The sequence below is a fragment of the Simiaoa sp. genome (assembly GCF_051972595.1).
Lineage (GTDB): Bacteria > Bacillota > Clostridia > Lachnospirales > Lachnospiraceae > Acetatifactor > Acetatifactor hominis.
The window spans coordinates 1-22573 of sequence record NZ_JBOKRY010000038.1; the positions used below are offsets into that span (position 1 = coordinate 1).

17 protein-coding genes and 2 pseudogenes are annotated in these 22573 nt (G+C 47.6%); 16 read left to right on the top strand and 3 right to left on the bottom strand.

The annotated features are described in order from the left end of the window. Positions 1 to 197: 197 nt before the first annotated feature. Both ACTRDR_RS11795 and ACTRDR_RS11800 read right to left on the bottom strand, forming a co-directional pair. Positions 198 to 1808, bottom strand: a complete 1611-nt coding sequence (locus ACTRDR_RS11795) for a CTP synthase (protein ID WP_440527723.1) — start codon at positions 1806 to 1808, stop codon at positions 198 to 200. Positions 1809 to 1971: 163 nt separating this feature from the next. After that, positions 1972 to 3456, bottom strand: a complete 1485-nt coding sequence (locus ACTRDR_RS11800; RefSeq protein ID WP_118548026.1) for a DUF1846 domain-containing protein — start codon at positions 3454 to 3456, stop codon at positions 1972 to 1974. A 185-nt stretch (positions 3457 to 3641) separates the two neighbouring features. On the opposite strand from ACTRDR_RS11800, the pseudogene ACTRDR_RS11805 reads away from it, so the two are divergent. From ACTRDR_RS11805 to fba, 14 genes and pseudogenes are all read left to right on the top strand, one after another. Next, positions 3642 to 3842, top strand: a pseudogene (locus ACTRDR_RS11805) (hypothetical protein); the annotation flags it as partial. Between the two features lie 56 nt (positions 3843 to 3898). After that, positions 3899 to 4159, top strand: a pseudogene (locus tag ACTRDR_RS11810) (N-acetylglucosamine-6-phosphate deacetylase); the annotation flags it as partial. A gap of 470 nt (positions 4160 to 4629) precedes the next feature. Continuing rightward, positions 4630 to 6981: an ATP-dependent zinc metalloprotease FtsH gene (ftsH, locus tag ACTRDR_RS11815; protein ID WP_440527725.1), complete on the top strand. Its 2352-nt coding sequence runs from the start codon at positions 4630 to 4632 to the stop codon at positions 6979 to 6981. Between the two features lie 252 nt (positions 6982 to 7233). Continuing rightward, entirely contained in the window at positions 7234 to 7638 is a 405-nt protein-coding gene (locus ACTRDR_RS11820; protein WP_440527727.1) for an amino acid-binding protein, read from the top strand. A 439-nt stretch (positions 7639 to 8077) separates the two neighbouring features. Further along, the gene (locus ACTRDR_RS11825; RefSeq protein ID WP_176865677.1) at positions 8078 to 9526 is read left to right on the top strand and encodes an ATP-binding protein; all 1449 of its coding nucleotides are present in this window, start codon (positions 8078 to 8080) and stop codon (positions 9524 to 9526) included. Between the two features lie 29 nt (positions 9527 to 9555). After that, a complete protein-coding gene (gene uvrC, locus ACTRDR_RS11830) occupies positions 9556 to 11451 on the top strand; it encodes an excinuclease ABC subunit UvrC (RefSeq protein ID WP_440527729.1) in 1896 nt (631 codons plus the stop codon). A 101-nt stretch (positions 11452 to 11552) separates the two neighbouring features. After that, a complete protein-coding gene (gene hprK / locus ACTRDR_RS11835) occupies positions 11553 to 12500 on the top strand; it encodes an HPr(Ser) kinase/phosphatase (RefSeq protein ID WP_176865681.1) in 948 nt (315 codons plus the stop codon). Continuing rightward, positions 12493 to 13437 (top strand): ROK family glucokinase, encoded by a 945-nt coding sequence (locus ACTRDR_RS11840; protein WP_440527740.1) that lies wholly within the window; start codon positions 12493 to 12495, stop codon positions 13435 to 13437. The genes hprK and ACTRDR_RS11840 overlap by 8 nt, the downstream gene beginning before the upstream one ends. Positions 13438 to 13484: 47 nt before the next feature. Further along, positions 13485 to 14390 (top strand): UDP-N-acetylmuramate dehydrogenase, encoded by a 906-nt coding sequence (murB, locus tag ACTRDR_RS11845; protein ID WP_176865684.1) that lies wholly within the window; start codon positions 13485 to 13487, stop codon positions 14388 to 14390. 72 nt (positions 14391 to 14462) lie between these two features. Continuing rightward, the gene (gene rapZ / locus ACTRDR_RS11850) at positions 14463 to 15329 is read left to right on the top strand and encodes an RNase adapter RapZ (protein WP_440527731.1); all 867 of its coding nucleotides are present in this window, start codon (positions 14463 to 14465) and stop codon (positions 15327 to 15329) included. 1 nt (position 15330) lies between these two features. Next, positions 15331 to 16197: a DNA-binding protein WhiA gene (gene whiA / locus ACTRDR_RS11855; protein WP_440527732.1), complete on the top strand. Its 867-nt coding sequence runs from the start codon at positions 15331 to 15333 to the stop codon at positions 16195 to 16197. 15 nt (positions 16198 to 16212) lie between these two features. Further along, entirely contained in the window at positions 16213 to 16473 is a 261-nt protein-coding gene (locus ACTRDR_RS11860; RefSeq protein ID WP_118546725.1) for an HPr family phosphocarrier protein, read from the top strand. A gap of 76 nt (positions 16474 to 16549) precedes the next feature. After that, complete coding sequence (locus tag ACTRDR_RS11865; protein ID WP_176865690.1) at positions 16550 to 17434, top strand: YegS/Rv2252/BmrU family lipid kinase; 885 nt, start codon at positions 16550 to 16552, stop codon at positions 17432 to 17434. A gap of 179 nt (positions 17435 to 17613) precedes the next feature. Then, positions 17614 to 18480 (top strand): class II fructose-1,6-bisphosphate aldolase, encoded by an 867-nt coding sequence (fba, locus tag ACTRDR_RS11870; RefSeq protein WP_022153367.1) that lies wholly within the window; start codon positions 17614 to 17616, stop codon positions 18478 to 18480. Positions 18481 to 18927: 447 nt separating this feature from the next. Here fba and ACTRDR_RS11875 read toward each other — a convergent pair whose 3' ends face one another. Continuing rightward, a complete protein-coding gene (locus ACTRDR_RS11875) occupies positions 18928 to 19455 on the bottom strand; it encodes a peptidylprolyl isomerase (protein ID WP_440527735.1) in 528 nt (175 codons plus the stop codon). 97 nt (positions 19456 to 19552) lie between these two features. Between ACTRDR_RS11875 and ACTRDR_RS11880 the strand changes: the two genes are divergently transcribed. Together ACTRDR_RS11880 and ACTRDR_RS11885 are read left to right on the top strand one after the other, a co-directional pair. After that, a complete protein-coding gene (locus ACTRDR_RS11880; protein ID WP_176865694.1) occupies positions 19553 to 20443 on the top strand; it encodes a GNAT family N-acetyltransferase in 891 nt (296 codons plus the stop codon). Positions 20444 to 20737: 294 nt separating this feature from the next. Further along, positions 20738 to 22489, top strand: coding sequence for an ammonium transporter (locus ACTRDR_RS11885; RefSeq protein WP_176865696.1), 1752 nt, complete (start codon positions 20738 to 20740; stop codon positions 22487 to 22489). Positions 22490 to 22573 lie beyond the last annotated feature (84 nt).

Genomic DNA, 22573 nt, shown 5'->3' on the forward strand with positions numbered 1-22573 from the left:
GCGCTCCACATTTATTGGCAGTTCTCCGCAATGAGCCACGCTATTCATAAGATTGCCAGCAAAAAACGCTGCCAATCGTATTTCTCTTCGCGGCGTTCGCCGCATAGGCAAAAGTAAAGACAGCGATTTGTGCGCAAGCGCCCATCGCTGCCTTCACTATGCCTATGCGCGGCTCATTGCCCGCGTAAACTTTCAATTTATTTCCGGTGCTTATTCTCCAGAGCCGCCTCCACGAATCCCTTGAACAGCGGATGGGGTCTGTTGGGTCTGGACTTGAGCTCGGGGTGTCCCTGGGTGGCGACGAAGAAGGGATGCTCGGTAAGCTCGCACATCTCCACGATACGTCCGTCAGGGGACAATCCGGACAGACGCAGACCGTGTTCAGTGAGGACGGCACGATAATCGTTGTTGACCTCGTAACGATGACGATGTCTCTCAGAGATGTTCTCCTGTCCGTAGAGCTGGTAAGCACGGGAATCCTTATCCAGTACACAAGGGTATGCACCCAGTCTTAAGGTACCGCCGATATCCTCGACGCCGTTCTGGTCCGGCATCAGAGCGATCACAGGATGTGTGGTGTTAGGATCCAGTTCCACACTGTGGGCATCCGTATACCCGATGACATTTCTTGCATATTCTACGATCGTCAACTGCATTCCCAGACACAGTCCCAGGAAGGGAACTCCATGGGTTCTTGCATATTGAATCGCCAGAATCTTGCCTTCGATACCCCGGGAACCGAAGCCGCCGGGTACCAGGACACCGTTGCAGTCACCTAACAGTTCTTCCACATTTTCAGGCGTAACCGTCTCGGAGTCGATCCATTTGATGTGTACGGTCGCATGATTGGTGATACCGCCATGCTTCAAAGCCTCTACGACACTGATATAGGCATCATGCAGAGAGACATATTTTCCGACCAGAGCGATCTGCACTTCATCGGTGGGATGACGCAGATCCTCTACCATCTTCTTCCAGTCTGCCAGATCCGGTTCCGGACAATCCAGATGCAGACATTCACAGGCTACCTGTGCCAGATGCTCTTTTTCCATAGCTAACGGAGCCTCATACAGATATTCCACATCCAGGTTCTGCAATACATGACTCTGAGGTACGTTACAGAACAGAGCAATCTTGTCCTTGATGGACTGATCCAGAGGATGCTCACTTCTGCAGACGATGATATCCGGCTGGATGCCCATGCCCTGCAGATCTTTAACACTGGCCTGGGTAGGCTTGGTCTTCAGCTCCTGAGAAGCACTCAGATAAGGAATCAGCGTTACATGGATCAGAATGGCATTGTCATGCCCCACCTCATGCTGGAACTGACGGATGGACTCCAGGAAAGGCTGGCTCTCGATGTCACCTACGGTACCGCCTACCTCGATGATGGCGATACGGGTCTCATCATCTGTAAAGTTGCGGTAAAAGCGGCTCTTGATCTCATTGGTGATATGGGGGATGACCTGTACAGTACCTCCGCCGTAATCACCACGACGCTCCTTCTGCAATACGGACCAGTATACCTTACCGGTGGTAACGTTGGAATTTTTATCCAGATTCTCATCAATAAAACGCTCATAATGTCCCAGATCCAGATCGGTCTCCGTGCCATCCTCCGTGACGAATACTTCGCCGTGCTGGATCGGGTTCATGGTGCCGGGATCAATATTAATATACGGATCGAATTTCTGCATGGTTACTTTGTAACCTCTTGCTTTTAACAGTCTTCCCAGGGAAGCTGCGGTAATTCCTTTTCCCAGACCGGATACGACTCCTCCGGTCACAAACACGTACTTTACTGCCATAATTTTCTCCTCCTTTTGATATAGTAACTATTCAGCCACATCGCAAAACCGCTTTTTCAGGCTGTTCTGTAAATAGTTATGCATATAAAAAGAGCGAGGAACTCCCCTTGGGGAGCGCCTTCGCTCAATAACTGCCATAATTTATAGTAGAATGACAAAATCTTTAGTTGTGATACAGCTTCTGGTTCTGATAATGAGGTTCGCATGTCAGATTCACGCCTAATTTGCGGAAGGTATTCATGTCGATCTGGGACAGGATCACGCTGGAGTGCACTTCGGAACCTTTCAGGTTCTTCAACTGCTCCACAGCAGCCTTCGCAGTATCATCCGTAGCTGCACAGATGGAAAGGGCGATCAGCGTCTCATCTGTATGAAGCCTGGGATTGCGGTTCCCCAGATAGTTCGTCTTCAGATCCTGGATGGGACCGATGGCGGTAGGTGAGATCAGCTGTACTTCGTCCGGAATGCCGGCCAGAGCCTTCAGGGCATTTAATAATAATGCGGAAGAAGCACCCAGCAGAGTACTGGTCCGTCCGGTGAGGACTCTGCCGTCCGGAAGCTGGATCGCAGCTGCCGGTTCCCCGGTGGTCTCTGCTTTGATATTGGCTGCACTGACTACTGCGCGATCGTCGATGGTGACACCTGCCTGCTTCATCAGAAGCTCAAGCTTTAAGATCTGGTCGTCACCGGCGGTACCCTGGCGCTTCTGGCACAGAGTGTGGTAGTAGCGGCGGATGATTTCCTGTTTGGCGGCGTCGCGGACAGCTTCGTCATCAACAATACCGAAGCCTGCCATATTGACACCCATGTCAGTAGGAGACTTGTAAGGACAGCTGCCCATGATCTTTTCGAACATAGCGCTGACTACGGGGAAGATCTCCACGTCACGATTGTAATTGATCGTGGTCTCGCCGTAAGCTTCCAAATGGAACGGATCGATCATATTGACATCGTTTAAGTCTGCGGTAGCGGCTTCATAAGCCAGGTTCACCGGATGCTTTAACGGAATATTCCAGATCGGGAAAGTCTCATACTTGGCATAACCGGCCTTGATGCCTCTCTTGTATTCGTGATACAGCTGGGAGAGACAGGTAGCCATCTTGCCGCTTCCCGGTCCGGGAGCAGTAACGACTACCAGAGAACGGGTGGTTTCAATATAATCATTTTTACCGTAACCTTCATCACTTACGATGAACGGAATATTGGAAGGATATCCGGGAATGGAATAATGGCGGTATACCTTCATTCCCAGAGACTCCAGCTTTTTCTGATAAGCAATGGCACTGGGCTGTCCGGCAAAGCGGGTCAGACATACGCTACCGACATACAGACCATAGCCGCGGAAAGCATCGATCAGACGTAACACATCCAGATCATAGGTAATGCCAAGATCGGAACGGACTTTGTTCTTCTCGATATCTGCTGCATTAATGACGATGACGATTTCCGCCTCGTCCTTCAGCTGTGCCAGCATATTGATCTTGCTGTCCGGATGGAAACCGGGCAGAACGCGGGAAGCGTGATAATCATCGAACAGCTTGCCGCCGAATTCCAGATACAGCTTGCCGCCGAATTTCGCGATACGCTCCTTAATCTTCTCAGACTGCAGACTGAGATATTTGTCATTGTCAAAACCTATCTTGTACATGTTGACACCTTTCCCTATGGATCTTTGCAACTAAAATCCCATGATGTTCTATTATAGTTTAGTGTTTCCCAAAAATCTACTGAAAAGTAAAATTTTTTTGGAAATCATTATTATATCTAACAATTTTGGGCAAATAATCACATAATGAGCAATTTTAAACAAAGGCCTCCTTTTCTATAATGAAATCTTGGACCAACTATCTGGGTGTCGAGGATATGGCAGCGGTCATCAATCACACGGCGGGAGGTTATCTGTTCTACAAGACTCCCGAGTATCACAGGATCAGCCGTTTCCGAGGGAATGGGGTACCCATGGACCGGCCGGGATTCTATGTATACATCAGAGATAATGAGAAGAAGGATTATCATTCCATCTCCTGGCATCCTCACAGACGATGGTCATTCCCCGTGGGGAGAATGTATTGCTGTGGGACGTAACGACCCATAGAGAGCCTGCTGTGGTGGGAGCAGCAGCGGATGATCCGGATGTCATGCCGGAGCTGATCTGCGATGGCATCCATATCCATCCCTGTATGGTAAGGAATACCTTCCGCCTGTTCGGTGCACACCGTATGATCCTCATCAGTGATAGCATGCGTGCCGTAGGTATGGAGGATGGACAGTATACCCTGGGCGGTCAGGAGGTTACCGTGCATGGAGCACTGGCTACCTTGGCAGACGGAACCATTGCTGGAAGCGCCACGCCGTCAGGTCATTCTGAAGGGCGTGGTTCTATAATTGTTTGTTGTGAGTTGTTTGTTGCAGGCAGATGCCCGAAGTTCGTTTCTTACGGATTTCGGGTATTTGTCTGCATACAGACCACAAAGATATGCTTTCGGAAAGAATTCCACAGTATGTGTCAAACGAGTCATATTTTGGAGAAGTGACGGTATTTCGGATTCATGGATAAATAGTGTGAATAGCCTGCTTTTCATGGTTTTTTCACATTTGTGCTATTGATTTATCCTCGCGTTATCTCTATAATAGAATAGATTGTAACTATTCAGAGCCATGTAAATCAGGTCAATATGTACGTCGAATGCTTGCATTTGTAAGAACATTTGACATGATTTATATGACGAATGTGGGTTTTGAATAGTTGCAGAGGGTTTATTGCCTCGATAGACAGGAATAAAAACGGGGACAATAGAATAACACAGAAAATGGAGATAACATGAAAAATATATTCAGGCTATATAATAACGGGTACGGTTCCGGCAACGGAGCACCCGGCAGCGGCAATAACGGCAACGGAGGCAATGACAATAACGGTAACGGAGGCGGAAACCGTCCTCCGAAGAGACCCAGCACGCTGATGATGATCCTGTCGGCGCTCGTTACCATTATTTTTGCGCTGATGCTGTACAACGCTGTATTCGGCACAGATAAGAGCACGGAGGTGCCCTATACCGAATTCCTGAAGGATCTGGAAGCGGACAAGGTGGAAGCGGTAAATGTCAATAAGGAAAACGGCGTGATCACGGTGCGGCTGAAGCAGGAGGCAACACCGACACCGGAGCCGGACAGCTATATTAATTTCTATGGAATCACGCAGAAGGCAATGCAGTCTTCCCAGACCGTGTATTACACAATGCTGATGGAGGATCTGGATACTCTGACAGCGAGACTGCAGAAACATGATGTGCAGGGAACCCGGATCAGTAGCGATGTACTGGATACGGTGGTACAGTTCCTGATCACATTTGTACTTCCGTTAGTACTTCTCTGGGTACTGGCAGGCTTCCTGTTCCGCAGAATGGGCGGCAGCGGCGGCCCCATGGGGGTCGGCAAGAGCAATGCCAAAGTATATGTACAGAAGGAAACCGGTGTTACTTTTAAGGATGTGGCCGGCGAAGACGAAGCGAAGGAATCTCTGGTGGAGGTCGTGGATTTCCTGCACAATCCCCAGAAATATTCCAAGATCGGTGCGAAACTTCCCAAGGGAGCCCTGTTAGTGGGACCTCCCGGAACAGGTAAGACTTTGCTTGCCAAAGCAGTGGCAGGTGAGGCGCATGTGCCGTTCTTCTCCCTGACGGGTTCCGACTTTATTGAGTTGTATGTAGGTGTGGGCGCCAGCCGTGTCCGCGACCTGTTTAAGGAAGCGACCAAGAATGCGCCCTGTATCGTATTTATCGATGAGATCGATGCCATCGGACGAAGCCGTGATTCCAAGTACGGCGGAGGCAATGAAGAGAGAGAACAGACGCTGAACCAGCTGCTGTCTGAGATGGATGGCTTCGACAGTTCCAAGGGTATCCTGATCCTGGGTGCTACGAACCGCCCGGAGATCCTGGACAAGGCGCTGTTACGTCCCGGACGTTTTGACCGTCGTATCATCGTAGACAAGCCGGATCTCAAGGGACGTGTGGAGATCCTGAAGGTACATTCCAAGGACGTGAAGATGGATGAGACCGTAGATCTGGATGCTATTGCATTGGCGACCAGCGGTGCGGTAGGTTCCGATCTCGCCAATATGATCAACGAGGCTGCCATCAATGCCGTCAAGGAAGGTAGAGAATTCGTCAGCCAGAAGGATCTGTTTGCAGCAGTAGAACAGGTATTGGTAGGTAAGGAGAAAAAGGACCGCATCATGAGCAAGGAGGAGCGTCGTATCGTATCCTATCATGAGGTCGGTCATGCACTGATCAGTGCCCTGCAGAAAAATTCCGAGCCGGTGCAGAAGATCACCATTGTACCCCGTACCATGGGTGCGCTGGGATATGTCATGCAGGTACCGGAGGAGGAAAAATACCTCAACACCGAGGCAGAGCTTCGGGATATGCTGGTAGGACTGGTGGGCGGACGTGCCGCTGAGGAAGTGGTATTTGATACCGTGACCACGGGCGCAGCCAACGATATTGAGAAAGCTACCGCTATTGCCCGTAACATGATCACACGATACGGTATGAGCAAGCGTTTCGGCCTCGTGGGTCTGGCTACCGTAGAGAGCCAGTATCTGGAGGGAAGAACCGCATTAAATTGTAGCGACGAGACTGCAGCGGCCATTGATGAAGAAGTTGTTGCCATGATCAAGGAGAGCTATGATCAGGCATTGCAGATGCTCCGTGAGAACAGAGACCTGATGGATAAGCTGGCAGCGTTCCTGATCGAGCGTGAGACTATCACCGGTAAGGAATTCATGGAGATCTTCCGCAAGGAAAAAGGATTGCCTGAGCCTGAGGAAGAGAAGAAGGACGCAGCGGAAGGCACTGTCGGTCAAAATGCCGAGACAAAAAAGGCTGAGACAGAGAGCACCGGAACAGATGCAGCGAAAGCAGAGGAGGCTACAAAGGGAAAAGCGATTGATGTGACGATCGGTGAGCAGGTCATGACCTCCACGGATCCTACATTTAAGCCGCTTGCTTTTGAGGACAGCTTGCAGGAAACAAAAGAGCAGACGACTGCGGAAAAGCCTGAAAACAAGACCGCGACTTCAGCAGAATCGAAAGATTCCAAGGATCCCAAGGATCCTATGGATCCTCCCCAGGGGCCGGTAGGACTGTTCTCCCACGGAACACTGTCATAACGGAAAATAGTGATGTTGTAAACATAAAGCCTTTTGGAGAGGCATAAATAAGAAAAATTATGGAAAAATGACTTTAATTTAAACGCGAGTTTAGATTAAAGTCATTTTGGGGATGTAAGCGATAAAATAAAATTAGGAAAGTATAACTCTGGGTTGATTATTTCGTGAGAATGCTTTATCATAATAAAGTGTCGGGAGATTCCCGGACAGACTGCATTATCAGTCAGATCGCAATGAGGAGGTAATATCGAAATGTTAAAACAGTTATCTATTTATGCTGAGAATAAAAAAGGAGCCCTGCAGGCTTTGACCAATGCATTGTATGAAGCAGGCATCAATATCTGGGGTTCTGTTACCAACGACGGTGCGGAGTACGGAATCAACCGCATGGTTGTCTCCGATCCCGATAAGGCAAAAGAGGTCCTCACAGAGAAGGGCTACCTCTGTCGTTTCGTGGATGTCCTGGCTGTAGAGATCGAGGATAAGCCCGGTGCACTGAATACCCTGCTGACAGCTCTCTTAGACAGCAATGTCAATGTGGACTATACCTACCTGTCTTTCAACCGTGATTCTTCCACCCCTGTCATGATCCTGCATACCGCAGATCCTGAGGAAGTGGAGCTCTGCCTGAAGGCTAAGGGATTTAAGATGTGCTAGATGCTAGAACTCATAAGGAGCAAAGAAAACAGTACACTCGTAAAAAGGGTGTGCTGTTTTTTTGACCTTGAGATCGAAGAATATGTAGAAATTGCTCAGAAGATTTATATATTTGGTATGTTATGCGCTATAGTGGAAAGAATATCATTAAGACTTTTAACGGGGATTCGCGTAGAAAATAAGTAAAAACGAACGGGGATTTGCGTTATACAAGAGGCGGCAGAAAACGGAATTCATTATATTCCGGTGTATATGGTGCCGTTTTTATAAAGAAAAAGCGGTGTCTGCAGTTGCTGGCGGATACCGCTTTTTTATATTTATAAATAAGTCTTTCAGCTCCTGCTTGAGAAGCTATTGATTTTTCTATCATTCTTGAATATAATATTACTAAATCATGATTTACTAAAACAAGATTTAGTAATATCCGGGAGGTGCATCAATGTTCATCGGCAGAGAGGCTGAATTAAAATTCTTACAGGATAAATATACAGAGGAGCGAGGCCAGCTTATTGTGTTGTATGGCAGGCGGCGCGTGGGAAAAACGGAAACATTGCGTGAGTTCTGTAAGGATAAGCCGCATGTCTTTTTCTCGTGTACACAGACTACCGACCTTGTGCAGCTTCGCAATTTTTCCAGTCGAATGTTCAAAGAGAACATTCCGGCTAAGAATTATATTTCTGAGTTCGCAGATTGGGAAAAAGCGTTCCGTGCAGTGCTTGACCTGCCTTATGGCAATCAGAAAAAACTGTTAGTAATAGACGAGTTCCCTTATATGTGCCGTGGAAACAAAAGCATTCCATCTATATTACAAAATCTTTGGGATGCAGAACTGCGTGACAGCAATGTAATGATCATTCTCTGTGGCAGCGCAATGAGTTTTATCGAAAAGGAACTATTGTCGGAGAAAAATCCTCTCTACGGCAGAGCTACCGGTATTTACAAGATGAAAGAGATGGGCTTCTACGATGCCATAAAGTTTTTCCCGGAGTATTCTGATCGTGATAAGGTGCTTACGTATGCTGTCCTTGGCGGCATTCCTCATTATTTACGCCAGTGGAATCCCAAACTGTCTGTCGATGAAAACATCAAAAGAAATATCCTGACCAAAGGTTGTATCTTATACAGCGAGGTAGAGTTCCTGCTTCATCAAGAACTGCGGGAAACCCCAATCTATAATTCCATTATTGAAGCCGTTGCATTGGGTAATACAAAACTTAACGACATCAGCCAGAAGTCATTGCTGGAAGACACTGCTAAGACCAGTGTCTATCTGAAAAATTTGATGGAATTGGGAATTGTAGAACGCGAATTCTCTGTGGATTCGAAAATCAAAGAACGGGCGAACACCGGTCGGGGTACTTATCGTCTGACGGATAATTTCTTTCGCTTCTGGTATGCCTTTGGCTTTGCAAACTATTCACAACTGGAAGATGGCGATGTGGATGGCGTTTACGAATATGTTGTAAAACCAGCCCTTCATGAATTCGCTTCTTTTGCTTTTGAAGATGTCTGTCGGGAATTTGTCCGTATGCTGCAGAAGAAAAATGAGTTACCCTTCCGCTATTCCAAGATGGGACGATGGATGGGAAAAACGACTGTGCGCGACGAAAAAGCGTCTGACGGATTGCGGACTGCGGAAACAGAAATCGACCTATTGTGCATTGGCAAAGATGCCAAGGAGTATCTGGTTGGCGAGTGTAAATTCAAGGGGGTACCTTTTTCGTACTCTGAATACCTTGATACGCTGGCAAAACTGACACCTTTGAAGGAAAAATCCAAGTTTTACTATGCACTGTTTTCAGAAAGCGGATTTGATCAGAAAATTTTGGACTGTGCTGCGATGAATGAAACACAGCTGTACAGCCTTGAAGATATCGTTGAAATATAATAAAAGTGTGATAGACCACAGGAGAAGTCATGGGATTTAATTTCGAAGAAGAATTAAAAAAGCTCCCCAAGAAGCCGGGAGTCTATATCATGCGGGATGACAAGGATGTCATCTTATATGTCGGGAAAGCCATTAACCTGCACAACCGTGTAAGGTCTTATTTTCGTGAAAATATCGGCAGAGGTCCCGCCATTGACCAGATGGTGTCGCTGATTGCCCGTTTTGAATATATTGTAACGGATTCGGAACTGGAAGCGTTGGTGCTGGAGAATAACCTGATCAAGGAGAATTCGCCGAAGTATAACACGCTGTTAAAGGATGACAAGACCTATCCCTATATCAAGGTGACAGTGGGGGAGGATTATCCCAGGATCCTGTTTTCCAGGACCATGAAAAAGGATAAATCCCGCTATTTCGGTCCTTATACCAGCGCTGCGGCGGTGAAAGATACCATTGAACTGCTGAACAAACTGTACCAGCTGCGTACCTGCAACCGGGTGCTGCCCAGGGATATAGGAATCGAGCGCCCCTGTCTGAACTATCATATCAAGCAGTGCCTGGCACCCTGTCAGGGGTATGTGAGCAAAGAAGAATATAGGCAGCAGGTGGCAGGTGCACTGGAATTTTTGAACGGCAACTACAGCCCGATCTTAAAAGACCTGGAGGAGAAGATGAACAAAGCAGCGGAGGCTATGGAATTTGAGGATGCCGCCAGATACCGTGATCTGCTCTCCAGTGTACGACAGGTATCCCAGAAGCAGAAGATCACCGAGGGCGTCGGAGAAGATAAAGATATCCTGGCGCTGTACCAGGACGAGACGGAAGCGGTGGTACAGGTATTTTTCGTCCGGGACGGCAAGCTGATCGGCAGGGAACATTATTATATGACACATGTGCCGGAAAATAACAAGCCGGCGATTTTACAGGATTTTGTAAAGCAGTTCTATGCTGGAACCCCATTTATCCCCAGAGAGCTTATGCTGCAATATGAGATCGAGGATGCGGAACTTATTGAGAAATGGCTGTCGGAGCGAAAAGGCAGTCGTGTCTACCTGAAGGTGCCTAAGATCGGCAGCAAGGAAAAACTGGTGGAACTGGCAGCACAGAACGCAAAACTGATACTGTCTCAGGATAGGGAAAAGTTAAAACGCGAGGAAGGTCGAACCATCGGTGCGGTGAAAGAGATCTCCGATCTGTTAAAGCTGCCGTTAACCGGCACTGCCCGGATGGAAGCCTATGATATCTCTAATATCAACGGTTTTGAAAATGTAGGATCCATGGTGGTCTATGAAAAAGGAAAACCGAAACGCAGTGATTACCGTAAGTTCAAGATCAAAAGTGTCTCCGGTCCGGATGACTATGCCTGCATGCGGGAAGTACTGACGAGACGGTTCCGCCATGGCATGGAAGAGAGCAGAGAACTGGAAGAACAGGAGATGGATCAGGAGTATGGCAGCTTTACCAAGTTCCCGGATCTGATCCTCATGGACGGCGGCCGCGGACAGGTGAATATTGCGCTGTCCGTACTGGAAGAACTGGGAATCGACATTCCGGTCTGCGGTATGGTCAAGGATGACAACCACCGTACCAGAGGTCTGTATTATCATAATATCGAACTTCCGATCGACACACATTCGGAAGGGTTCAAGCTGATCACCAGAATCCAGGACGAGGCTCACCGCTTTGCCATTGAGTATCACAGATCCCTGCGCAGTAAGACCCAGGTGAAATCTGTACTGGATGATATCCCCGGGGTGGGCCCCGCCAGACGAAAAGCCCTGATGCGGCACTTCAAGTCTTTAGAGGAGATCCGGCAGGCAACGGTGGAAGAACTGATGGAAATTCCCGAAATGAATGAGCGCACAGCACAGGAGATTGTAGCCTTTTTCGCTTCACAGAAGCGGCCGCCTGTGGTACAATCATAAGTAATATGGTAACTTCAAAAGTTACAACACGATAATGAGGCGGGGAACCTTCGAGAAAAAATGTAGGGGTGGGTTTTTCGCAGAAAGGTATGGAAATTAGTATGGCAAGTGTAAGTTTGACCCGTGTTATCGAAAAAATGAAACTGGAAAATCTCACACCGGAGATCGATGTGAAGCATGTGAAGATCACACAGCCGGATATCAACCGTCCGGCACTGCAGTTAGCCGGATATTTTGAGCATTTCGATGCCACCAGACTGCAGATTATCGGATTTGTGGAATATACTTATATGGAGGGGCTGACAGATGAGACCCGCAGGGAGGCGTATGAGAAGCTGATGACTTATGATATCCCTTGTATCGTGTTCAGCCGTGACCTGAAGCCGGATCCTATTTTCCTGGAGACAGCGATCCGACATGAAGTTCCTGTATTATCTACCAAGAAATCCACTTCCGATTTCATGTCAGAGATCATCCGCTGGCTGAATGTCAAGCTGGCTCCCTGCATCTCCGTACACGGCGTACTGGTGGATGTCTACGGCGAGGGTGTCCTGATCACCGGTGAGAGCGGCATCGGTAAGTCTGAGGCGGCTCTGGAACTGATCAAGAGAGGACATCGTCTGGTAACCGATGATGTGGTAGAACTCCGTAAAGTAAGCGATGATACCCTGGTAGGCTCAGCTCCGGATATCACGAAGCATTTCATCGAACTGCGAGGTATTGGTATCGTGGATGTCAAGGCTCTGTTCGGTGCATCCTCCGTAAAAGATACGCAGACGATCGATCTGGTCATCCGCCTGGAAGACTGGGATAAAGATAAAGAGTACGACAGACTGGGACTGGAAGAAAGTTACACCGAATATCTGGGAAATAAGGTAGTGTGCCACAACATTCCGATCCGTCCCGGACGTAATCTGGCGGTGATCTGTGAGACCGCAGCAGTTAACCATCGTCAGAAGAAGATGGGTTACAATGCTGCAAAGGAACTGTACACCCGTGTACAGAATTCCCTGGCAAAAAGACGTGAGGAGGACGAAGATGATGAGTAAGTATGCATTTGGAGTAGATGTGGGAGGAACCACAGTTAAATTAGGACTGTTCAATGACGAAGGACAGGTGCTGGACAAGTGGGAGATCCCTACGGTCAAGGATAACGGTGGAGAGAAAGTTCTGCCGGATATCGCAGCATCCATCAAAAATAAAATGCAGGAAAAGAACATCACCGCAGCAGATCTGGTAGGCGTGGGAATCGGCGCTCCCGGTGCGGTAAATGCCGATGGCTTCATGGTCAATGGTGCTGTTAATATCGGCTGGGGATCTTTTGACCTTGCTGAAACACTGAAAAAAGAACTGGATCTGGACGTTACCGTGAAAGCGGGCAACGATGCCAATGTTGCAGCCCTGGGCGAAATGTGGCAGGGCGGAGGTAAAGGCTATTCCAACCTGGTAGCCGTTACTTTAGGAACCGGTGTCGGCGGAGGTATCATCATTGACGGCAAAATCCTGACCGGAACCAACGGTGCAGGTGGTGAGATCGGACATATTCACATGGAAGATAATGAGACAGAAGTCTGCGGCTGCAAGAACAAGGGCTGTCTGGAGCAGTATGCATCTGCTACCGGAATTACCCGCCTGGCGAACAGACGCCTGGCAAAAGACGATGCACCCAGCATTCTGCGTGGCAGTGAGATCTCTGCCAAGACGGTATTCGATGCAGTTAAGGCAGGGGACAAAGTAGCGATCGAGATCGCAGAACAGTTCGGTGAATATCTTGGCAAGGGACTTGCAGCAGTAGCCAGCGTAGTTGATCCCCAGATTTTTGTCATTGGCGGCGGTGTATCCAAAGCCGGAGATATTTTATTCAAATACATAGAGCCTTCTTATAAGAGATGTGCTTTCGGTCCCTGCAAGCAGGCGAAATTCGCCCTGGCCAAGCTTGGAAATGATGCCGGAATCTACGGCGCTGCAGCACTGGTATTAAAGTAGGCCTGTTTGGAATAACTATAATAAAAAGAAAGAGCGGCCTGATATACATGATAAGTGCAGCAGTGATAGAAGCATTAAAAGAAATCGTACCGGCAGAGAAGATCCTGTTTCAGGAACCTATGAAATTGCATACTACCTTCCGCATTGGCGGACCGGCGGATTGCCTGATCTATCTGGAAAATGAAGATCAGCTCTGCAGGATACAGAAGTATCTGCGTCTGGTGGATGTCCCTTATACGGTGATCGGTAACGGGAGCAACCTGTTAGTAGATGATGGCGGTTACCGGGGAATTGTTCTGGTGATCGGAAAATACATGAGCAGGATTGAAGTGAAGGACACATGCCTGGAGGCAGAGGCGGGAGCCCTGATGAGCCAGGTAGCGAAGACCGCAAAAGAGAACGGTCTGACCGGTCTGGAATTCGCAGCGGGGATTCCCGGCACTGTGGGCGGCGGAGCCGTGATGAATGCCGGAGCCTATGGCGGGGAGATGAGCCAGGTAGTGACTACTGTGACGGTAGTCAATCGTAACGGAGAGATCATGGAGCTGGATAACAGTACCATGGAGTACGGTTATCGTACCAGTGTCATTCAGAATCAGCCCTTTGTGGTTACGAAAGTGACTTTCCGGCTGCAGCCCGGGGATCCGCAGGAGATAGCAGCTAAAATGGAAGAACTGGCGATCCGCCGCAGAGAGAAGCAGCCGCTGGAATATCCCAGCGCCGGTAGTACTTTTAAACGTCCCGAGGGACATTTTGCCGGACAGCTGATCATGGAGGCGGGGCTCCGTGGATATTCCGTAGGAGGAGCCAAAGTGTCAGATAAGCATTGCGGTTTTATCATTAATACCGGCAATGCTACCGCAGAAGATGTAAAAGATGTGATCTGGGAAGTACAGAGAAGGGTGAAGGAACGTTTTCACGTCGATCTGGAACCGGAGATCAAAATGCTGTAACTATTCAGAGCCTTGAAGAGATGATTTTGTGAATGTGATTCTGAATAGTTACGATAGAATAACGAGGTGCATATGAGATTTGTAGTAGTAACAGGTATGAGTGGTGGCGGAAAAAGAACGGCATTAAAGCTTTTGGAGGATGCCGGATTTTACTGCGTGGATAATCTGCCGGTATCTCTGGTGGAAAAGTTCGTGGAACTGATTGCCATGCCCGGCAGTGAGATCAGTAAGGTAGCGTTAGGGCTGGATGTCCGTGCGGACCAGAATTTTACGGATGCCACCCGTATTTTGGAACAATTAAAGGAAAAAGGCTACAAATTCGAGATTTTGTTTATGGACTCCGATGATACTGCTCTGATAAAACGGTATAAGGAAACCAGACGTGTGCACCCTCTTGCCGCAGATGGCAGAGTGGAAGACGGCATTCATAAGGAACGTAAGATCTTAGAGACCATCCGCAAGAATTCAGATTATGTTATTGATACCTCCAACCTGTTGGTCAGAGAACTGAAGGAAGAGTTGGATCGTATTTTTGTTCAGAATGAAGAATACAATAGTCTTATGGTAACGGTTATGTCCTTCGGATTCAAGCACGGAATCCCCGCAGATGCAGATCTGGTATTTGATGTAAGATTCCTGCCGAATCCTTACTATATAGAAGATTTGAAGCCAAAGACCGGTAATGACAAAGAGGTACAGGATTATGTGTGCAGCTTTCCGGAGACCGGAGTTTTCCTGGACAAGCTGACGGACATGATTCAGTTTCTGATCCCGAACTATGTTAAAGAGGGAAAATACCGGCTGGTGATCGCCATCGGCTGTACCGGTGGCAAACACCGAAGTGTTACTCTGGCGAACAAGTTGTATGAACGTATGAAGGCAGAAGGTCATTATGGTATCAAATTATACCATCGTGATGTACCCAGAGAAGGAATCTAACATGTCATTTTCGAGTGAGGTAAAGGAAGAACTGGCGAAGAGAATCAGCCCGGCAAGACATTGCCAGATCGCAGAGCTTGCAGCGATCATGCACTTTAGTGGTCAATACGGACGCTCTGCAGAGGGAGATTTTATGATCGGTTTCCAGACGGAAAACGAGGCGGTTGTCAGAAAAGGCTTTACATTATTGAAAAAAACATATAATATAGATACTGATGTTAAAATCAGCGAGGAAAAAATGCGCAGTGTGATTGACAAGATTGGAGATCTGTCGGAGCCTGTAAGTCCCCTGTTGATTAAAAATTCCTGCTGTCAAAGAGCATTTTTAAGAGGAGCTTTTCTCTGCATTGGTTCTATGAGCGACCCGCAGAAGAGTTATCACCTGGAATTTGTATGCACTGATGAGGACAAAGCGAGACAACTACAGAGTGTGATACAGGGATTTGGTATAGAAGCCAAGATCGTGCTTCGGAAGAAGTATTACGTTGTCTATCTGAAGGAAGGATCCGGCATTGTGGACCTTCTGAATGTATGTGAGGCACCCGTTGCCTTAATGAAACTGGAGAATTTAAGAATTGTAAAGGAAATGCGCAATTCCGTAAATCGAAGAGTAAATTGTGAGACCGCCAACATTACGAAGACCGTAAATGCGGCGACCAGACAGATAGAGGATATTATTTATATCCGGGATCACTACGGACTGGAGAATCTGCCGGAACCTTTGAGCCAGATGGCGGAAGCCAGACTGGAGAATCCGGATGCTCCGCTGAAGGAACTGGGAGAATACCTGGACCCGCCCGTGGGAAAGTCCGGTGTGAACCACAGATTACGCAAACTCAGTGAATTAGCAGATAGGATCAGGACGTAAAAGAGGAGGAAAATTATGACAAAAAGGAGCATTAAGGTCAGACTGGAAGACGGTCTGGACGCAAGACCGGTGGCACTGTTAGTACAGGAGGCCAGCAAGTACGAAAGCAACATTTACATTGAAGTAGACGATAAGCGGATCAATGCCAAGAGTATCATGGGCATGATGAGCCTGGGACTTTGCGCAGGCGAAGAGCTTACGGTAGCTGCAGAGGGTGCAGATGAGCAGACCGCTGTGGACAACATTGAGAAGTTTTTAAGCGGTCAGGTGGCTTAAGAACATAGTATGACGAGGAGCGGGGCTGATAGAGAATTCTGTTAGTCCCGTTTTGCATATTTTGAGGATAGTGTTTATGAAGAAGATGTTATTTATCTATAATCCGAAAGCCGGAAAGGCACAGATCCGCAACAAACTGGCAGATATTCTGGATGTATTTACCAGAGGCGGTTATGAGATCACAATCTATCCCACACAGAAAAGAGAAGATGCCATGGAGAAGACCATGACGCGCGACAGGGATTACGATATCGTAGTCTGCAGCGGTGGAGACGGTACTTTGGATGAAGTGGTCACCGGTATGATCCGCAGTGGCTTTCGCACACCCATCGGTTATATTCCGGCAGGAAGCACGAACGATTTCGGGGGAAGTCTGGGATTACCGAAAAATATGGTGCACGCAGCGGAAAGTATTGTAAACGGGAATAATTTTGCCTGTGATGTGGGAGCCTTTAACGAGGATATATTTGTCTATATTGCAGCGTTCGGATTGTTCACGGATGTTTCCTATGAGACCGGACAGGATATGAAAAATGTACTGGGTCATATGGCATATCTGCTGGAAGGCATGAAGCGTCTGCCGGCGATCCGTTCTTACCCCATGAGGATCAACTATGAGGATACGACGATAGAGGATGATTTTATCTTCGGCATGGTGACGAATTCCGTGTCCGTAGGCGGATTCAAGCGGATCACCGGCAAAAATGTCAAACTGGATGACGGTGTATTTGAAGTGACACTGATCAAGCGCCCGAAGAATCCTATGGAGCTGAACAATATTATGGTTTCGCTGTTGAATCGTGACATTGACACCAATGCCATGTATTGCTTCAGGACTTCCAGGCTGGAGATTACGTCTGCCGAGCCACTGCCCTGGACGCTGGACGGAGAATACGGCGGAACTCATACGAAAGTAGTGATCGAGAATATCTGTAAGGGCATGGATATTCGTGTGGAGTAGAAGGAATCTTAAAATTTGGTAAAAATTTAACAATAAGCTGTTCCCTTTTTGTTAGAGTTGTGTTATAGTTTGGGTAGTCACAAAGTGATTATTCGAAATGTTTTTCCCGTGTGCATTTAGGAATGGATTACATTTCGAATATCCTAACAAGAATGAGTATATAAAATGGAGGTATTGAAATGTTAGTATCCGCAACAGAAATGCTCAAAAAAGCAAAAGCAGGCCACTATGCAGTAGGTCAGTTCAACATCAACAATCTGGAGTGGACAAAGTCCATCCTGCTCACCGCTAAGGAACTTCGTTCCCCTGTTATCCTGGGTGTATCCGAGGGTGCCGGCAAATACATGGGCGGTTATGATGTAGTCGTTGGTATGGTAAACGGACTGTTAAAGGATCTGGACATTGATGTTCCCGTTGCTCTGCATCTGGATCATGGCTCTTTCGAAGGCTGCTATAAGTGTATTGAAGCAGGTTTCTCTTCCATCATGTTTGATGGTTCGCATTATCCTATCGCTGAGAACGTAGAGAAGACCACTGAGCTGGTTAAGGCTGCTCACAGCAAGGGACTTTCCATCGAGGCAGAAGTTGGTTCTATCGGTGGTGAGGAAGACGGCGTTATCGGTATGGGCGAGTGCGCTGATCCTAAGGAGTGTAAGTCTATCGCTGATCTGGGAGTTGATTTCCTGGCAGCAGGTATCGGTAACATCCATGGTAAATACCCCGCTAACTGGAAGGGCTTAAGCTTCGAAACTCTGGCAGCTGTACAGGAGCTGACAGGTGAGCTTCCTCTGGTTCTGCACGGTGGTACAGGTATCCCCGCAGATCAGATCAAGAAGGCAATCGACCTGGGCGTATCCAAGATCAACGTTAACACCGAGTGCCAGCTGGCATTTGCTGATGCTACCCGTAAGTACATCGAGGCTGGTAAGGATCTCGAAGGCAAGGGCTTTGACCCTCGTAAGCTCTTAGCTCCCGGCGCAGAAGCTATCAAGGCTACTGTTAAGGAGAAGATGGAACTGTTCGGATCTGTTGGTAAGGCTGAATAATTTTGACATAATAAAAATCTCTCGCAGTGATGCGGGAGATTTTTTTGCAAAAAAATAACTATCCGGCGTAGTGTTCTACCGCGATAGCTGTAATTTTACCCCTAGAAAGGGAGGATGCCAAGGATTCTGATCCTTGGCATTTATTATGAAAAAGTTTTTTAAACAAGAAACTGTTGTGTGCTACTTTGTTTGTTTCTATGGTTATAGTATATGAAACAGAAATGTCCAAAACGTGTTGTGGAATTGAAGATTCCTTGAAGAATTTGTAAACAAAATATGAACAACTATTCAGAGAGAAATAAATAAGCACTACTGTACGTCGAATACTTGTATTCGTAAGAACAGCAGCGCTTATTTATTTAACGAAGTAACCACATGAGCAAAAGTAAAGCATCGAAGATGCGATTTTGCGAATGGGATTCTGAATAGTTGAACTGAGCGGTTGGTTTATCGATCCAGCCTGTTAGGCTCGGGATAAGTCTCACCGAAGGTATCTACGGTAACGTTTGCCATTACCTGATCCTCCAGGGGACGATCGCTGTAATCAGTAGCGGTCTCGGCAATTTTATTTACTACATCCATACCCTCGATGACTTTGCCGAAAGCAGCGTAAGAACCATCCAGATGAGGGCTGGTCTTATGCATGATGAAGAACTGGCTGCCTGCGGAATCGGGATGCATAGCTCTGGCCATGGACAGAACGCCTTCGGTATGCTTCAGATCGTTGCTTACGCCGTTAGCAGCGAATTCACCCTTGATGCTGTAGCCGGGGCCACCACATCCGGTGCCGTCAGGACATCCACCCTGGATCATGAAACCGCGGATCACACGGTGGAAGATCAGACCGTCATAGAAATGCTTGTTGATCAGACTGATAAAATTGTTAACGGATTCAGGTGCAATTTCGGGATAAAGTTCACACTTGATTACACCGCCATCCTTCATAGTAATAGTAACAATAGGATTCTTTGCCATAATGATTTCCTTTCTTTTGGAACTTTGTGTATAATAAATAGTATAACCATTATTTTAGATGATTCTGGGGAAAACGTAAAGAGGAGAATTGCCGCAGATGTATTTTTTGAAGCAGGTGTCAATAGAAACAGATCCGGAAAATGTTCCGGAGGAAAAACGTGAAGACTACCGTGAAAAGTATGACACGCAAATGAGGGCATTGCAGAATACACTCAGGCTGCATAGGACAGGAGGAACATCTTCCGAAGGCGCAAATGGATCTGAAAGCGAAAACGCCGGAACGGAAAACGGGCAGGGAAGACTCTGGATCGTAGATAACGGAAAGCGTGCACAGAAACTATTGGAAAGGGGCTGCCCGGTGCTTGTCTGGCTCCATGAGGACAACAGAGATCAGGACTTTAGTGGTGTGCGTTATGCCTGCGAAAATATCGGTGAATTGGATTTTGATTATCTGGAGAAGGTCTACCGCAGGTATGCGGGGATTCCCTGGGATATCCTGACTACGGAACGATGCCTTGTCCGGGAGACGACAAAAGAGGATCTGGATGCACTGTATGCAATCTATGCGGAACCTTCTGTTACCCGGTACACGGAAGGGCTCTATCCTGAGCGGGCGCAGGAAGAAGCTTATCTGGAAGATTATACGGAAAATATGTATTACTTTTATAATTACGGTGTCTGGACGATCTGCGATAAGGCTACCGGACGGGTGATCGGCAGAGCTGGCTTCTCCAACAGGGAAGGCTATGAGGATCCGGAGCTGGGCTTCGTCATCGGTGTCCCGTGGCAAGGCTGCGGCTATGCAACGGAAGTATGCAGGGCATTATTACAATACGGAAAAGAAGAATTGGGATTTGAGAAGGTACAGATGCTGGTGATGCCGGAGAATAGGGTGTCGCTGCGACTGGCTGAAAAACTGGGGTTCCACAGGCAGGATCGGATGACATGGGAAGGAATCTTATATGAACGGCTTCTGCTGGAACTGTAAAAAATGTAAAGAAATTATAAAAATATGGTTGACACTCTAAAACCACGGTGCTATACTCTCAACATAGCAAAGGCGCTACAGAATAAAACTGTAGCGCCCTTTTTGTTTGGCAGTATCACAACGCGCGTGGCCGGACAAAAATAGCGTAAGGGTATGTGGAAAACAGTTTAACTGCTATACCCTAAGGATGCGATGCAATGGGGCTTCGAAGGATGAGACCATAGTATCGCATATTTTTTTACACCGGTGAAGTATGGTGGAAGATATTTCACGAAGAGTGAGGAGGAAAATGTTATGACAGAAGAAATCTTAAGCGCAGTAGACGGTCAATTATTTGCAGTCTGGTTTCTGATCGGTGCGGCCCTGGTGTTCTGGATGCAGGCAGGATTCGCAATGGTGGAGACCGGATTTACCAGAGCCAAGAATGCCGGTAATATCCTGATGAAGAATCTGATGGATTTCTGTATCGGTACCGTAGTGTTTATTCTGATTGGTTTTGGATTGTTACTTGGTGAAGATGTAGTAGGTCTGATCGGTAAGCCCGGTCTGGATATCTTCACAGCATATGGAGATTTTGATTACTCCAATTTCGTATTTAACCTGGTGTTCTGTGCTACCACCGCTACCATCGTATCCGGTGCCATGGCAGAGAGAACCAAATTCTTATCCTATTGTATTTATTCCGGAGTGATCTCCGCACTGATCTATCCCATCGAAGCACACTGGATCTGGGGTGGCGGCTGGCTGTCACAGCTTGGCTTCCATGATTTTGCCGGTTCCTGTGCAATTCACATGGTAGGTGGTATTTCCGCACTGATCGGAGCAAAACTGTTAGGACCCCGTATCGGTAAGTTTGATAAGGACAAGAGTGGTAAGATCGTAAAAGTAAATGCATTTCCCGGACATAACCTTCCGATCGGATGTCTCGGTGTATTCATTCTGTGGCTCGGCTGGTATGGATTCAACGGTGCCGCTTGTACTTCTGTAGAGCAGTTAGGTTCCGTATTCCTTACCACTACCGTAGCTCCCGCAGTTGCAACCGTAGTCTGCATGATTTTTACCTGGATCAAGTATGGCAAACCCGATGTATCTATGTGCCTGAATGCATCTTTGGCAGGTCTGGTAGCAATTACTGCTCCTTGTGATGTGACCGACTGCTTCGGTGCTATCGTAATTGGTGCTGTTGCAGGACTTCTGGTAGTATTCGGGGTATGGCTTCTGGATTACAAGTTACATATTGATGATCCCGTAGGTGCAGTTGCAGTACATTGCCTGAACGGTATCTGGGGTACCATTGCAACCGGTCTGTTCGCAACCACTTCCGCACCCGGTAACGACAGTATTGTAGGTCTGTTCTATGGCGGCGGATTCAAGCAGCTTGGTATACAGCTGTTAGGTTTTGTAAGTGTAGCAGCATGGACTGCAGTAACCATTACCATTGCATTCCTGATCATCAAGGCAACCGTTGGCTTACGCGTATCTGAGGAAGAGGAAATTGTAGGTCTGGATTCCTGCGAGCATGGTCTTCCTTCCGCATATGCAGGCTTCAGCATTATGGATATTTCCAACACTATGACCATGGAGGTAAATGAAAATACCAGCCTTGGTGTAAGTGATTATGACGCAGCTTCCGCAACCATGAAGGAAGCAGCAGTAAAGGTAGAGACAGTTCCGGCAGCAATTCCTGCAACCGGAATCTACAAAGTAGTGGTTATTGCAAAGCTTGCCCGGTTCGAAGTGCTGAAGAAAGCACTGAACGATCTGGGTGTTACCGGTATGACCATGACACAGGTTATGGGCTGTGGCGTACAGAAGGGCGCCGGCGAGATGTATCGTGGAGTTGAGATGGATGCGACCCTGCTTCCTAAGGTGAAGGTTGAAGTCGTAGTCAGCAAGATCCCTGTAGCTACCGTGATCGAGGCTGCCAAGAAGGCCCTGTACACCGGACATATCGGCGATGGCAAGATCTTCGTATACAACGTTGACAAGGTAGTAAAGGTTCGTACCGGCGAAGAAGACTTCGCAGCTCTGCAAGACGTGGAGTAATAATGCCAGGGTTATAATCCCTAAGACACGACGTGCTTGCACAAGAGTGGCTTGCCCCTAACTTAGCTTTTATCTAATCCCTCA

Excerpts from the sequence above, each read along its gene's own strand:
- ACTRDR_RS11795 (WP_440527723.1), bottom strand. The coding sequence starts at position 1,808 with ATGGCAGTAAAGTACGTGTTTGTGACCGGAGGAGTCGTATCCGGTCTG.
- ACTRDR_RS11800 (WP_118548026.1), bottom strand. The coding sequence starts at position 3,456 with ATGTACAAGATAGGTTTTGACAATGACAAATATCTCAGTCTGCAGTCT.
- ftsH (WP_440527725.1), top strand. The coding sequence starts at position 4,630 with ATGAAAAATATATTCAGGCTATATAATAACGGGTACGGTTCCGGCAAC.
- ACTRDR_RS11820 (WP_440527727.1), top strand. The coding sequence starts at position 7,234 with ATGTTAAAACAGTTATCTATTTATGCTGAGAATAAAAAAGGAGCCCTG.
- ACTRDR_RS11825 (WP_176865677.1), top strand. The coding sequence starts at position 8,078 with ATGTTCATCGGCAGAGAGGCTGAATTAAAATTCTTACAGGATAAATAT.
- uvrC (WP_440527729.1), top strand. The coding sequence starts at position 9,556 with ATGGGATTTAATTTCGAAGAAGAATTAAAAAAGCTCCCCAAGAAGCCG.
- hprK (WP_176865681.1), top strand. The coding sequence starts at position 11,553 with ATGGCAAGTGTAAGTTTGACCCGTGTTATCGAAAAAATGAAACTGGAA.
- ACTRDR_RS11840 (WP_440527740.1), top strand. The coding sequence starts at position 12,493 with ATGAGTAAGTATGCATTTGGAGTAGATGTGGGAGGAACCACAGTTAAA.
- murB (WP_176865684.1), top strand. The coding sequence starts at position 13,485 with ATGATAAGTGCAGCAGTGATAGAAGCATTAAAAGAAATCGTACCGGCA.
- rapZ (WP_440527731.1), top strand. The coding sequence starts at position 14,463 with ATGAGATTTGTAGTAGTAACAGGTATGAGTGGTGGCGGAAAAAGAACG.
- whiA (WP_440527732.1), top strand. The coding sequence starts at position 15,331 with ATGTCATTTTCGAGTGAGGTAAAGGAAGAACTGGCGAAGAGAATCAGC.
- ACTRDR_RS11860 (WP_118546725.1), top strand. The coding sequence starts at position 16,213 with ATGACAAAAAGGAGCATTAAGGTCAGACTGGAAGACGGTCTGGACGCA.
- ACTRDR_RS11865 (WP_176865690.1), top strand. The coding sequence starts at position 16,550 with ATGAAGAAGATGTTATTTATCTATAATCCGAAAGCCGGAAAGGCACAG.
- fba (WP_022153367.1), top strand. The coding sequence starts at position 17,614 with ATGTTAGTATCCGCAACAGAAATGCTCAAAAAAGCAAAAGCAGGCCAC.
- ACTRDR_RS11875 (WP_440527735.1), bottom strand. The coding sequence starts at position 19,455 with ATGGCAAAGAATCCTATTGTTACTATTACTATGAAGGATGGCGGTGTA.
- ACTRDR_RS11880 (WP_176865694.1), top strand. The coding sequence starts at position 19,553 with ATGTATTTTTTGAAGCAGGTGTCAATAGAAACAGATCCGGAAAATGTT.
- ACTRDR_RS11885 (WP_176865696.1), top strand. The coding sequence starts at position 20,738 with ATGACAGAAGAAATCTTAAGCGCAGTAGACGGTCAATTATTTGCAGTC.